The following is a 14,414-nucleotide window of genomic DNA, read 5'->3' as shown; positions in this document are numbered from 1 at the left end:
AGCCGAGGAAAAACCGGAACAGCCGAAAGCACCGGAAGCCGAGGAAAAACCGGAACAGCCGAAAGCACCGGAAGCCGAGGAAAAACCGGAACAACCGAAAGCACCAGGCTCAACGGCAACTCAGCCAAACGGTTCGAACAATACGAAGGAACCATCTTCTCCAGTGGCTTCCAATACATCCGATATTGCTGCGATTGAAGCAGCAGTTGTCGAATTAACAAATGCTGAGCGTGTGAAAGCAGGCTTGCAACCATTAAAAACTTATGCTCCATTAATGGCAGCGGCTCGTGAAAAATCACAGGATATGAAAGATAAAAACTATTTCTCTCATACAAGCCCAACGTACGGTAGTCCATTCGATCGATTGAATGCACTTGGCATTAGCTATAAAGCAGCTGGTGAAAATATCGCCAAAGGTCAGCGTACAGCTGAAGAAGTTGTAACTGCTTGGATGAATTCCGAAGGTCACCGCGCAAATATTTTAAATGCAAACTTCACGCATATCGGTGTTGGTTATGTGAAAGACGGGAATATTTGGACGCAGCAATTCATTAAACAATAATGGCTTGACCACAGATTTATTAGAATATAAAATCGATGGTAATAAAGTAAATAAAATGATGATAAAGCACTTCCTGATGATCTAAAAAATCGTAAAGGAGGTGCTTTGTTCATTTTTGCAAAAGAAAGATTGTCAATATTTTATTGCTAGGCAAAACCAATCATTATTAGGCTGCATATGTTTAGCGGAAAAATCGTCATTTGACAATAGTAACAACTCGTTGTTAAAATAAGGTTGTTGCTTTTGTTAGTTAACAAATTTTTTTTAGGGGATGAAACGATGAAAAAATTTAAAACGATAAGTATTGGTTTAGGAATATCTTCAGCGCTTTTTTTAGCTGCGTGTGGTGACAATACAGAGAGTAACAAGGCGGCCGGGGATTCACTTAGCATTGGAGAACAAGTAGGATATACGATTGTAGGGATTGAACCAGGTGCAGGGTTAACAGGTCTTTCGCAAGACGCATTACAGCAATATGAAAATTTGGAAGGCTGGACGCTGCAGGAAAGTTCAACAGCTGGAATGATTGGTACACTCGATCAAGCAATACGGAATGAAGAACCAGTCATTGTGACAGGCTGGACGCCGCACTGGAAGTTTTCTGCCTATGATTTGAAAATACTTGAAGACCCTAAAGGTGTTCTAGGCGGGGCGGAAAATATTAATACACTTGTAAGAAAGGGCTTCGAACAAGACTTGCCTGATGTATATACAGTGCTTGACCGATTTTATTGGGAACCGGAAGACATGGAAAAAGTGATGTATGATGCCCAAGATGGAGATTTTGATACGGCTGCGGCTGATTGGGTAAAGGCGAATGGAAGCAAGGTAGAGGAATGGACAAAGGGGATAGCACAAGGAAATGGCGAAAAAGTGAAATTGGTTACAACACCATGGGATTCCGAATTTGCCTCGAGCAGCGTTATTAAAATTGTACTGGATAATTTAGGATATGAGGTGGACGTTATTCCAGTAGATCCTGCCATCATGTTCCAAGCGATTGCTACAGGTGAAGGGGATGCAACCGTGGCGCCATGGCTCCCGACTACTCACCAAGCATTTTATGAAAAGCATAAGGATGATGTAGTCGATTTAGGGGAAAATCTGGAAGGGACACAAAACGGCTTTGTTGTTCCATCTTATGTAGATATTGATTCCATTGAGGACTTGAAGCCGAAAGAGTAAAAATGAATAGGGAGCTAGAATCATTTGCCTATTCGCCATTCCATTTAAAATAATTCAAAACGAAAACGACTTAAGCGGTTATTATGACGCTTAAGTCGTTTCTTAAAATGTCGATAAGCCTGTAAATTCCTGGAACTGGTAAAACAGTTTCTTCCACAAAGTTTCATCTTTATATGCTTCGAATTCGACTGTGTATATGCCATTCTCATTTGACCAAAGGCGATTGAAATAACTGTTGACTTCCGCCGATAAGGAATGGGTAAGCGGCATGGAAATAAGAAGATTGCTTTCTAGATTATAGTCTGCCAAATTCCGTCGTGTAAAATTCGCCGAGCCGCCGATCATGAAAGCCTTGTCTTGTTTTTCGACAAATAAAAACTTGCTGTGGTATTGCTCTCCGTTTGTCGCATACCACCGGATATCAATATTTTCTTCCTCTATAAGTTCAGCGGCGACTTGGCGGTTCGGGATGCCGTTTTTCTCAATGCCGAATGCATCTTTGTTCGGATCCAGTATCATCTGGATTTTTGCACCCCGCTCGGCGGCTTCCTCCATTGCTTCGACAATATCACGATCTGCTATATAAAAGACACCGATTTTAATACGATCATTTTCAGTCGCTTCATGCAGCAATTGGAGCATTGCTTTTTTTATTTTCCCTTCTGTCAGCAATGTTATTTCAAGGTCGCCGGCAGAAGCGGATTTGGTGAATTCAACATGTTTGAGTTCAACATTCGCCAACTTTGCAACGGCTTGCTCGGATTGGTATAAAGCTTTCAAAATTTCGCCTTCAACGATGAATCCAATATTCGAATGGAAGCTGCTCCCGTCATGTGTTAAATTTGCCGATGTCAGCATTGCCCGCTGTTCGTTCATAATAATTTTCCGATGGTTCGCTTTAAAATTCAATAAATCCAAATAGGAGCCGATTGAAGCTTTTCCGCCATCGGGATTGAATGCATTCGGCAAAAATCCGTTTTCAGACGGCTTCCACCATTGGAAGTATGCACGCCAAATACTTGAATAGAGCGGATTTGAGTCTCTTAATGCTTTCATATCAGTCAATGCTACTTCAATATTATGTTCTGTCAGTTTTTCAAAAAAAGGATTTTTGTTCGATAAGTATAATGTATTCATTTTGTCGGTGATGACCGTTATTTGCATGTCAGGATTTTGCTGACGTTTTGCAATGAGCGCCTCCGTTATTTGCTCTGCTGAATTGGGATAGCCTCCTTTTGCCCGGTCATAATCGTCATTGTATAAAAACATATCGACGACCAAAAATTGCTCTGCTTCATTGATTAATTCAACAGCTTGATTAAACAGCTGCTGTTCCATTACACGTTCGTTATTTTGTTCATATGTAACATCATATAAAAATTGCACATTATCTGTTTGAAAAGTAGCGCTTTCCATCGAAATATTGGTAGGGAGCTTTTTATTGTATACGGTAATGCCAATGCCGACAGGGATAATTGTTATTATGAATCCTATAATGAAAAACCATCTTTTTTTATGTTTCATTTAATTCCTCCATTAATATATTTGAATTTTTTTAAGTGTATGAAATGTTCCTCACTATATTTACGTAAATTTTCAAAAAATGTTTCATGCGATAAATAATTTGATTTAAATCAACGCTGCTTTAATGAAACATAATATTTATGATTGCAATAATAGGGGTATGACCCATTACGGAATTTATAGTCAACGTTCATTTCATCAACATTTCATAACTGCGATGGATACAAACTAACTGTAGTAAGCTATGCAGCAAAAAAATGCTGAATTCGCTTGCAGCACGAACTCAGCATATATGTATAAGCGCACCGTAGCCGAGCTTTTCAATTCTTCCTGCAAAAGCTGGAGGTGCGCCAAGTATTGCTATTCCAAATAATCGTACTTTCGTGCCTCATCCGCATACTGCTGCGAAATTTGGCCGTTTAAACTATCCTCCTTTGACAGATGCAGTATTTCAAGTGCCGAGTACATATCCTCGCCGTCTTTGTCTTTATATAAATCATTGTAATGATCATAATCGCCTTCAAAGTCTGATGGAGTATCCGAATTTCCGTATTGTGCAACAAGTTGAAACGAATCTTCATTATCCTGGAGCTCGTCATCATTTTCCCTATTCGCAAATGAGTTATCTACTGCTGGAAGGATGTTTTCTTCTTCAATAGGACGGTCTGCCGGTACTGATTTTGCTTCGCTATGATCAATGCAAAATGTTGTATATGGTATGGCACGAAGTCGGTCATATGGAATTTCTGCGTGGCATTTTGCACAAACTCCGTATGTACCGTTTTCCATCCTTTCAAACGCGGCATTAACTTGTACCAGTAAATCCTCACTATGGACTTTTAACGCCATATCTTTTTCTCTGTCATATAATTCAGTGGCCAAATCTGCGGGATGATTGTCGATTGTCGATAATTCATCTGTAGCATCACGCAAACTGGCGCGGGCCAATATTTCGTTTTCGTTTATATTCACATCACCTATCAATTCATTTTTTTGTTCGATGAGCATCTTTTTTAGTTTGGACTGCTGTTTTTCAGTTAGCATTGTCATCAATTCCTTTCATTCATAGTATGAGCGAAATGACGTGAATTATTTAAAAACCGTGATGAACGCATTCGTATAGTTCACATGATATAGAGCAATACTATTTTGTATATTAATGCCTAATTATGTTTCATCAATCCATCCAAAAGGAGGAATTAAAATTGACAAACATTGAAAATATACTTTCCATCTTTGCCTTAGGTGGCATCAATGAAATTGGGAAAAATATGTATGTCATCGAATATGGAGAAGAGCTCATTGTCATTGACTGCGGTGCAAAATTTGCGGATAAAAGTTTATTGGGAGTAGATTTGATCATTCCGGATTTAAGTTATTTAGAGGAAAATAAGCATAAAATCAAAGGTTTAATTGTAACACATGGACATGAGGATCATATCGGCGGAATTCCATATATGCTGAAAAAATTGAATGTTCCTATTTATGCTTCCCGTTTTACGCTCGGCTTAATCGAAATCAAACTTAAGGAGCATAAATTACTAAGAGATGCGGAATTAATAGAGATTCAGGCGGATTCCCATATTGATTTTGAGCAAATAACGCTGACTTTTTTCAAAACAAGTCATAGCATCCCAGACTGTTTAGGCATCGTATTTCACACACCTGAAGGGAAAGTTGTGCATACAGGGGATTTTAAATTTGATTTTACGCCTGTCAATGATCAAGTTTCGGATATTCATAAAATGGCAGAACTCGGCACTGAAGGGGTGCTGGCGCTAATATCGGAAAGCACAAATGCTGAGCGTCCGGGATTTACGCCTTCCGAACAATTAATCGCAAGTCATTTAGAGGAAGAATTTCAAAAAGCGACGGGAAAAATTTTCATTTCTACGTTTGCTTCCAATGTCAATCGCATACAGCAAATCGTCGAGGCCGCCCAAAAAACAAATCGAAAACTTGTGTTGCTTGGGCGTAGCATGGTCAATGTAACTTCCGTTGCTACGCGACTCGGTTATTTAAACATTCCAAACTGGATGCTGATCGAATCAAAAGATATGAAAGAAATTCCGCCGGAGCGGGTCGTCATTTTATGTACAGGAAGTCAAGGTGAACCGCTGGCGGCACTATCCCGGCTTTCTACTGGCAGGAACCGCGATGTGAAAGTTGTACAGGGGGATACCGTTATTTTTGCTGCGTCCCCGATCCCTGGAAACGAAAAGGATGTTTCTAAAATCGTCGATAATTTATTTCAGCTTGGCGCAAAAGTTGTTTACGGAAGCTCCAGTATAACCGGAATGCATGTATCGGGCCATGGATATCAGGAAGACTTAAAATTGATGCTTACACTTATGAAGCCGAAATACTTCATTCCTATCCATGGAGAGTATCGCATGCTTCATATACACCGTTTATTGGCAGAGGCTGTTGGGGTTAAAGACAATCATTCATTTATTCTGAAAAATGGGGAAGTTGTAGATATTGCAGGTGGGATTGCCCGGCAAACGCGTGACATTTCCGCTGGTGATACGTACGTTGATGGGATGGGCAGCGATGAAGTAGGGGAGATTGTATTACGCGATCGCAGGCAGCTTTCAGAAGAAGGCATGCTCATTATTGTCGTGACGATCAGTCAATATGATGGATCGATTATTTCGGGTCCGGATAGTATTTCTCGCGGGTTTGTTTATGCAAAAGAATCTGAGGCATTGTTGAATGATATTAATGAAATAGCGAAGGCAGCTGTAACAAATTTTAACGAAGCGAACCCTTATGCAATGAAAAAAGCGATTAAAAAAGCTGTTGACCAGTATATTTTTACATTAAAAATGAAAAAGCCGATGATTTTACCAATTGTTATTGAAATATAACACTATGCCTGCTTCCAATTTAAAAACGGTCTCGAAAGTATAAGTTTTTCTTTCAGGACCGTTTCCATTAATATATTAGGGCACATTATTAGAATATCGGCTAAAAGAATTATGCCGGCTGAAGTGCTGCTTCCTTGTGAATTTGGCCGAAAATCGCTAAATCCTCTTCGTAATTTTGAATGTATGAAGACAGACTGTGCTTTTTAATAATTTCGAACATATTTACATCTACTAACTGCAAATTGTCGTTGAGCTTTTCTGCGTTTACCCAAGCTGTTTCCTCAAAGGCGATATTCATCTTATGCTCTTCAATGACCATGCTTAATAATATAGGATTGCGGTAAATCTCATTTGCGGAATAATTATCTCTCATTTCAAAAAAATCAAGTGTTCTCGTCAAAGAAGCCTCTAATGCCGGACGGTCAAGCGCATGACCAAGTTCGTGCAGCGTGATTGCCTTAACATATATATCAAACGGCACCTCACTGCATAATTCCCCTGCAGCTTCTACTAATCTATCGGCATCAAAACTGACAATATCGGTAATAAAATTATAGCTCATATTGACACCTGTATGGTCCTGCTCCAATGCAATATTCAGGCCGGTTGCTAAAATAATGGAGCTGATCAATTCGTGAAGATATTTGTCTGCATATTGTTGCATGAATGTTCTCATTTCCCCTTTTTTATATCTGAATAATATTAAACTGCATTAAAATACCTGCTCTATAAAAGCAGGCATATAGTAATATATATTTTTTTTTTTATTTTTTCAATCTTTTTGCTTTCGTTCATTATGTACTCTTTTTCCGGGCTTGCTCATACTGTTTCCGACCGAAAAAAGATGCCCGCCGTTTTACATTAAACGGCAAGCATCCTTGGATTAAATACGCGTATTTCTGTATTCGATTTTAGGGGAGCTTCATTAACCTGTTTTTACTGTTTCAGTTAGCGCGAGTTATTGTTTTTGTTGTTATTATTGTTTTTTCTGCTGGCTTCTCCGCCTTTGCGGCCCGCCTCTTCACGGCTCATCTTGCCGCCGCTGTTATTGTTGCCATTGTCATTGTTGTTTTGATTGTTGCCTCTGCTAGCTTCTCCGCCTTTACGGCCGATTTCTTCGTAAAATTCTCTGTCATGATTTTTAGATGTAGCTTCTCCGCCTTTGCGGCCGATTTCTTCATAAAATTCACGGTCATGGTTATTGGATGTAGCTTCTCCGCCTTTACGACCCGCTTCCTGAACTGTCATTTGATCATTGTTGTTCTGATTACGTTTTTTTTCGCTATTAGCCATTTCTTACATCCTCCTAGAAAATTTTTTAAGCCTATTTCTAAGCTTACTTGGTATATTCCCAGCTCAATTTATATTAAACATTAAATATATTTCATTTATATTACGAGAAAATGATTGATTGTTATTATATAGATTTAAATTCTCTGAAATAGCGAAGCATATAATATTGGGAAAATTTGTTGACATTGAGAAGCATAGGTCCTAAAAAATTTTTTGCACATTAAAAATGGTTCAAGCAAAAGCTGCTATAGTGGAAATACAAATCCTATACTTTTGTATTTTACGAATAGATTAGAATAGAAGCTTGAATGAATAAAGCGGAACTTCTGTATGCATCAGCTAACGAAACGTCCGCTGCCGTTCCGGAAATATAATGCGCAGTCTTTTCATATAGTAGTTCAAGCTGTTTAAGTTGCAACGGTTTTTAATAATTTGAACTATATTCGTTTGAAGTTTCTCTTAAAATTTGTCAAATATAATCAAAAAAATTGTAACTATGTACAATAAAATAGCTATTATGCACAATTTTCTGTCAATTTTAACTTTTGTGATACAACAGCTGTCCATTTTGATATTGTTATACCACAATAAAAAGGAGTTAAGGGGGATAAGGGAATGAATGCGATTACTTTAGTTATCGGGGCAATTTGTGTATTAGTAATAGCGTATCGCTTTTATGGAATTTTCTTTACGAAAAAAGTTTTGAAAATCAATGATGAGAAACCGACACCTGCACATGAAAAAAATGATGGACAGGACTATGTGCCGACGAATAAATGGGTGGCGTTCGGGCATCATTTCGCGGCAATCGCAGCTGCAGGTCCATTGGTTGGCCCGGTTTTGGCTGCGCAATTCGGTTATTTGCCGGGCTATCTCTGGTTATTGATCGGGGCGGTTATTGGAGGAGCCGTTCATGATGCGGTCGTATTATTCGCATCGATGTCAAAGGGCGGTAAATCTTTATCGGAAGTAATGCGCGAAGAGCTTGGACCTGTAGCCGGTTTTTGTACAGGTTTAGCAATGCTCTTCATTATTACGATTACGATGGCTGGTTTATCAATGGTTATTTTAGGCGCATTGGCAGAAAATCCATGGGGAACATTTGCTGTGGCGGCAACGATTCCTATTGCCATGCTAATGGGATTAATAAATAAGTTTACAGGGAGTTTAAAGCTTTCCACTATTTTGGGCGTTGTCCTGCTCGTGGCAGCTGTATTTTACGGACCATCTATTCAAGGAACATGGCTAGGAGATGTTTTAACATTAGATCGTGAAACATTATCGCTATTATTGCCGATTTATGCATTTTTCGCGGCAGCTTTGCCTATATAGTTTTTATTGGCTCCACGAGATTATTTAAGCAGCTTTATGAAAATCGGGGTATTTATCGCCTTGATTATCGGGGTGTTTATTATTAACCCGACAATTCAATTTCCGGCTATTATTCCCGACTTTTTAGGCGGCGGGGGGCCAATCGTTGCAGGTCCTGTATGGCCGTTCGTTTCGATTACTATTGCTTGTGGGGCGATTTCCGGATTCCACGCATTTGTTGGTTCTGGCACGACTCCAAAAATGTTGAATCGCTGGGAAGATATCCGCATTGTAGGTTTCGGTGCGATGCTCGTGGAATGCGTCGTGGGGGTTATGGCTTTGATTGCTGCGACAGTATTGCACCCGGGAGACTATTTCGCGATTAATTCAACACCAGAGGCATTTGCGAAATTAGGGATGACTGTTGTTGACTTGCCGGTACTTTCGGAAGCGATTGGCATGGATTTGGAAGGACGTACAGGCGGCGCAGTAACACTTGCTGTCGGGATGGCGTCTATTTTTGCCGGGGTTGAGTGGTTCAATCATTTAACTGCATACTTCTATCAATTTGTCATTATGTTCGAGGCGGTATTCATTTTAACGGCCATCGATGCAGGTACCCGCACAGCCCGTTATTTAATACAGGATTTCTTAGGAAATGTTTATAAGCCCCTGAAGAAAACCGACTGGCTGCCAGGTGCGATTGGCGCAAGTGCATTAGCATGTATTATGTGGGGGTATTTATTGAATTCGGGGGACATTGCATCCGTATGGGTATTATTCGGTGTTTCAAACCAATTAATGGCAGCAATTGGTTTAGTATGTGGCGTAACATTCGTATTGAAAATTGCCGATAAACGGATGTATGCTTTAACATGCTTTATTCCGCTGGCGTATTTATATGTAACGGTAAACGTAGCAGGATTTTGGATGGTGAAAAATGTATACTGGAATAGCGCGGCAGGCGGATACAATATATTAAACGGGATTCTATCGATTATCATGCTGATATTAGGCTTAATTATCGTAATAACATCTATTATGAAATGGCGCGAACTGTGGGTGCATCCCCGCTTTACGAAACAGGTGACAGCAAGCTAGCACCATGAACAAAGCTTGGGAAAATAGTTGCGTATATAAAAATGCTGCATGTATAGCAAGGAGATTCGTTAGAAAGATTCTTTTTGCTTATTAATTTTATTTTAAAAAACGAAAAGGTTGGAAAAATTAGAGAAGCCTCAAATTTTTCCGGCCTTTTTACTTAACCTGCAAATATTTGGCGAAATCTTCTTTGAAAACGGCGTTTAGTACACATGGCTGTTTTTGTCTTTGCTCTAGCAGGGAGTGTTCCTCGCAAAATTCCTTTTCAACATTCAATGAGATAAACGGCAATTTCTCCTGCGCTTTTTGTGAGCGGATGTTGACAGTGCGGGCACCTGCAAATACGACATTTAATTGCAGCTGCTCAAATGCAATTTTTAAAATCTCGATTTTCGCGGGGAGATTATAGCCTTGCCCCCAATAATCAAAACCGATCCAACTCCCGATATGACAATGTTTTTTAAAATGATCGATAAACATTAATGTTGTAATGCCAACCAATCTTTCTTCCTCGTTTAATATTATGCGGGATACTGATTTGCCTTCCGATTCTTCTATTAACGTATTTATAATGAAATTTTCTGTATCTTCAACGGATTGGGTTGGAAGTCCGAGCGCGCTTTTTACTTCCGGTGCCTGTGACAAGCGGTGTATCTCCTTAGCATAGCTTAGATGAAGGGGAATCAGTTTTATCGTTTTCATCTTTTATCAACCTCATTTCTATTAAATATAGCCTCTCCAATATCCATCATTAATTTACTTAAATAATGAATTGTTTGTCCACATAAAAAACAAACATTATTCCATTTTACATTATATTCACAAAATGACCGATTATTTTTTGGAAAATGAAAATATGTTAAAAATCCGTAACTATGCTTGCGATAGATTAGCCGTCAAGATCGGCTTGCGCAATGACCATTTATAAAATGTATAGACAAAGAAAAACCGCTGGAATGAATTTTTAAGCGTCGAGGCAATAGCACATTATAGTTTTGATGAAAGGATTTGGTCATAGCTGCATAAAAAAATCGGAATTTCCTAAATGGAAAAAGCCGATCAAAATACAGCACAGCAACCATCGGAATGAACAATGTAAATACCTTCGTTTTGGCACAAATAGTAAATCATACGTTTAATAGAGCAAAATTGCGGCAATCGGCAAGCCAATAACAACGGCAGCTAGCTTTAAAAATAATGCTTCACGCTTCATAAATTACACCTCATAACTTTATCGTTATATTGATAATGAGATAAAATTTATCGGATAGTTCAAAATTTAATATGTGGGTCGTTTCTGACTGGCAATTGACTCTGTGGCGTGAGAAAATTGGTTTAACAGAGAAAGGAGTGTGCAGCATGGACATAAAACTTTCGCAAAAACAAATAAAAGATCTATGCGGGACAATCTCTTTTAAAAAAGGGCAAACATTTTATCAAGCAGGAAAAGTCGATTTTTTGCACGATGCGGATACATATAGTGAAGCGATTGTAAAAAGCACGGAGCAATTTCGTGTACGTGTCGAAAAAGATGAAACAGGACATATTAAAACTTCATGCAGCTGCCCGACAATAGGTGACTTCAGCAAGAGTTGTCAGCATGTTGCCGCTGTGCTTATTGCCATTTTGGAACATAATAAAAAGACCATTCACCATCCGCCGGCATATGCCGCAGGAGAAGATTTAGAGCTTGAAAATAGCTTTCTTTCTATTTTCAATGAACGGAATATGCAAAATAGCGGACATCAGCGCCATTTTGAAAAGCGCAAAATATTGAATGTACAATTTTCATTAACACCGGTGGAGCTCACATCACTGGAAACTCTTTTTGGCATACAGCTCCAAATAAATGGCGAGCAGATTTTGTGCATTCGCGATTTTCTGCGCTGTATAAAAGACGGGGATACTTATCGGATTTCGCAAAACGTATTATACAGTCATGAACAATACTGCTTTGAAGCACAGCAAGACGCCATTTTGCAGCTGCTCGCTCAAGCAGCGGAAGATGAAGCTCTTTTTATGGAAAGTTCAGGACAGAAGGAGCGCTATCATTTACTGGAATATATGCTGTACATTCCGCCTTCCTCATGGCAAAAGCTTGCATCCTTATTATCAGCTTCGGAAAATGTGTCGATATTTTATCATAATGAAAATTATAGAGGGCTAAAGCATCTTGACGGTCCATCGTCGCTTCGTTTTTTCATAGAAGGAAATGGCGGGCGATATAAATTGCATATAGAGGGAATGGAGCGCACCGTGTTGCTACCGCGCTACAATGCTTTCCTTTTCAATGGGGAGCTGACAAAACTTGGCGGGCAAAGCATGAAGCAACTAGTGGAATTAAAGAAAATTCTTCATCAGCAGCAGCCCATACTAACGATTGAGCAATCACAGTTAACCTACTTTTTGGATGATGTTGTGCCAAAGCTGAAAAAAATCGGGCTTGTGGAAATGTCGGGTGCACTATCGAAGCAGCAAATGCAAACACCATTAATCGCCAAAGTGTATTTGGACCGTGTAAAAAATCGTTTTCTTGCGGGTTTGGAATTTCAATACGGCCAATTCGTCATTCAACCATTGGAAGCTGCAGATATTTCGGATGAAGTGCTAATTATAAGGGACACTGAAAAGGAAGCCTCGGTTTTAGCCCTCATGGATGAAAGTGGCTTCACGAAAACAGACGGCGGCTACTATATGCAAAATGAAGAACTGGAATATCACTTTTTATTTCATCAGCTTCCGAAATTATCGGAAATGGCTCAAATTTATGCGACGAATTCAGTTAAATTGCGTATCGCAAAAGATAATAACTTCCCGAAAATTCGCGTAAATGTACAAAAGGAGCGTACAAATTGGCTAGAATTCACCTTTGAGATGGACGGGGTTTCGAATAAGCAAATAAAAGAAATTTTGGCTGCAATCAAAGTGAAACAAAAATATTATCGGTTGCCTGATGGAGCATTGCTATCACTGGAGTCGCGTAAAATAGAAGAAATTCAGCGCTTTTTAAGAGCAATACCCGCACAGGACGATGAATATGAGCTGACTTTTAATTTGCCGATTTTAGATGCTGTGCCGTTTTTGGAGCAATTTGAACAGAGTGAAATATTCGAAACCGAGCAATCTTTCAAAGAATTTACAGCGCAATTGCTGCATCCTGAATCGCTGACATTCGAAATACCGACCAGCTTGCAGCATATTCTTCGGGATTATCAGAAACATGGATTTAACTGGTTGAAGCTTCTCGCAAATTATGGGTTTGGCGGAGTGCTTGCCGATGATATGGGGCTTGGGAAGACGATTCAAAGTATAGCCTTTATCGTTTCGGAATTGGAAATAATCCGCATGAATAAGCAGCCTGTACTGATCGTTTGCCCATCGTCGCTTTCATATAATTGGCTTTATGAGCTGATGCAGTTTGCGCCCGAAGTGGAGGCTATCGTCATTGATGGAGAGGCATCTGAGCGCCGGGCATTGCTGCGTGCAATACAGGAGCACGATGTCGTGATAACAACATATCCATTGCTTAGGAAAGATAGCGCATTTTATGAACGGCAGCATTTTCATACTGTGTTTTTTGATGAGGCACAAGCATTTAAAAACCCGGTAACACAAACGGCGCGAACCGTGAAAAAAATAAATGCGACAAACCGCTTTGGCCTGACCGGCACACCAATTGAAAATTCCTTGTCTGAACTATGGTCGATCTACCGTGTCATTTTCCCGCAGCTGTTTCGCGAGCTGGAGGAATTCCGTCATATGCAGCGAAAGGATATTGCGAGGAGAATCCGGCCATTTTTGCTCCGTCGCATGAAAGAGCATGTATTAAGCGAACTTCCCCAAAAAGAGGAAACAATTGAAAGAACAGAACTTTTCCCGGAGCAAAAGGCGCTGTATGCGGCTTATTTGGCGAAATTGCGTGTTGATACATTGAAGCATTTAGATAAAGAAACATTTCATAAAAACCGTATCCGAATTTTAGCGGGCATTACGCGGCTCCGCCAAATTTGCTGTCACCCGGCACTTTTTGCCGAAGGGTATAAAGGGGGGTCCGCGAAATTTGAACAGCTGTTCCAAATTTTACAGCAATCAAAAGCATCTGGGCGCCGTGTCCTTATTTTTTCGCAGTTTACGCAAATGCTGAAAATGATTGCAACGGAACTATCAAAACGAGGAGAGACGTATTTTTATCTTGACGGTCAAACACGATCAGAAGAGCGGGTTGCATTATGCAATGCGTTTAATGAGGGGGAACGCGACTTGTTTTTAATCTCGCTGAAAGCAGGGGGGACAGGCTTAAATTTAACAGGGGCGGATACGGTTATTTTATATGATTTATGGTGGAATCCGGCAGTGGAGGAACAAGCGGCAGATCGCGCCCATCGCATGGGGCAAAAGGAAGTCGTCCAAGTAATTAAACTTGTTGCAGGCGGGACGATTGAGGAAAAGATAAATAACCTCCAGCAGCAGAAGAAAACGCTCATTTCCGATATATTGGAAGCGGAAGATCAATCGGGCGGAATGCTGACAGAGCAGGATATACGCGAGATTTTAATGATCTAAAAAGG

At 39.9% G+C, this 14,414-nt stretch carries 9 protein-coding genes and 1 pseudogene; 5 read left to right on the top strand and 5 right to left on the bottom strand.

Going from position 1 to position 14,414, the window contains the following annotated elements; genetic code table 11:
- Both ACTHOQ_RS03125 and ACTHOQ_RS03120 read left to right on the top strand, forming a co-directional pair.
- A partial coding sequence (locus ACTHOQ_RS03125; RefSeq protein ID WP_440494208.1) for a CAP domain-containing protein occupies positions 1–562 on the top strand: 562 nt, incomplete at its 5' end.
- 279 nt (positions 563–841) lie between these two features.
- Positions 842–1,747, top strand: a complete 906-nt coding sequence (locus ACTHOQ_RS03120) for a glycine betaine ABC transporter substrate-binding protein (protein ID WP_440494207.1) — start codon at positions 842–844, stop codon at positions 1,745–1,747.
- A 102-nt stretch (positions 1,748–1,849) separates the two neighbouring features.
- Here ACTHOQ_RS03120 and ACTHOQ_RS03115 read toward each other — a convergent pair whose 3' ends face one another.
- Both ACTHOQ_RS03115 and ACTHOQ_RS03110 read right to left on the bottom strand, forming a co-directional pair.
- A complete protein-coding gene (locus ACTHOQ_RS03115) occupies positions 1,850–3,271 on the bottom strand; it encodes a phospholipase D-like domain-containing protein (protein WP_440494206.1) in 1,422 nt (473 codons plus the stop codon).
- A 360-nt stretch (positions 3,272–3,631) separates the two neighbouring features.
- Positions 3,632–4,315, bottom strand: a complete 684-nt coding sequence (locus ACTHOQ_RS03110) for a TraR/DksA C4-type zinc finger protein (RefSeq protein ID WP_440494205.1) — start codon at positions 4,313–4,315, stop codon at positions 3,632–3,634.
- Positions 4,316–4,476: 161 nt separating this feature from the next.
- Here ACTHOQ_RS03110 and ACTHOQ_RS03105 point away from each other — a divergent pair, with 161 nt between their 5' ends.
- Complete coding sequence (locus tag ACTHOQ_RS03105) at positions 4,477–6,141, top strand: ribonuclease J (RefSeq protein WP_440494204.1); 1,665 nt, start codon at positions 4,477–4,479, stop codon at positions 6,139–6,141.
- Between the two features lie 109 nt (positions 6,142–6,250).
- Here ACTHOQ_RS03105 and ACTHOQ_RS03100 read toward each other — a convergent pair whose 3' ends face one another.
- Both ACTHOQ_RS03100 and ACTHOQ_RS03095 read right to left on the bottom strand, forming a co-directional pair.
- Complete coding sequence (locus tag ACTHOQ_RS03100) at positions 6,251–6,817, bottom strand: integrase (RefSeq protein ID WP_440494203.1); 567 nt, start codon at positions 6,815–6,817, stop codon at positions 6,251–6,253.
- Positions 6,818–7,089: 272 nt separating this feature from the next.
- The gene (locus tag ACTHOQ_RS03095) at positions 7,090–7,434 is read right to left on the bottom strand and encodes a KGG domain-containing protein (RefSeq protein ID WP_440494202.1); all 345 of its coding nucleotides are present in this window, start codon (positions 7,432–7,434) and stop codon (positions 7,090–7,092) included.
- A 615-nt stretch (positions 7,435–8,049) separates the two neighbouring features.
- Here ACTHOQ_RS03095 and ACTHOQ_RS03090 point away from each other — a divergent pair.
- Positions 8,050–9,846, top strand: a pseudogene (locus tag ACTHOQ_RS03090) (carbon starvation CstA family protein).
- A gap of 156 nt (positions 9,847–10,002) precedes the next feature.
- Here the strand turns inward: ACTHOQ_RS03090 and ACTHOQ_RS03085 are convergent.
- The gene (locus ACTHOQ_RS03085) at positions 10,003–10,548 is read right to left on the bottom strand and encodes a GNAT family N-acetyltransferase (protein WP_440494201.1); all 546 of its coding nucleotides are present in this window, start codon (positions 10,546–10,548) and stop codon (positions 10,003–10,005) included.
- Positions 10,549–11,205: 657 nt separating this feature from the next.
- Between ACTHOQ_RS03085 and ACTHOQ_RS03080 the strand changes: the two genes are divergently transcribed.
- A complete protein-coding gene (locus tag ACTHOQ_RS03080; protein ID WP_440494200.1) occupies positions 11,206–14,409 on the top strand; it encodes an SNF2 helicase associated domain-containing protein in 3,204 nt (1,067 codons plus the stop codon).
- Positions 14,410–14,414 lie beyond the last annotated feature (5 nt).

Origin of the sequence: Solibacillus silvestris (genome assembly GCF_051967575.1) — a bacterium.
GTDB classification, from domain to species: Bacteria; Bacillota; Bacilli; order Bacillales_A; family Planococcaceae; genus Solibacillus; species Solibacillus silvestris_B.
This window is presented reverse-complemented; position numbering and strand designations above follow the sequence as displayed.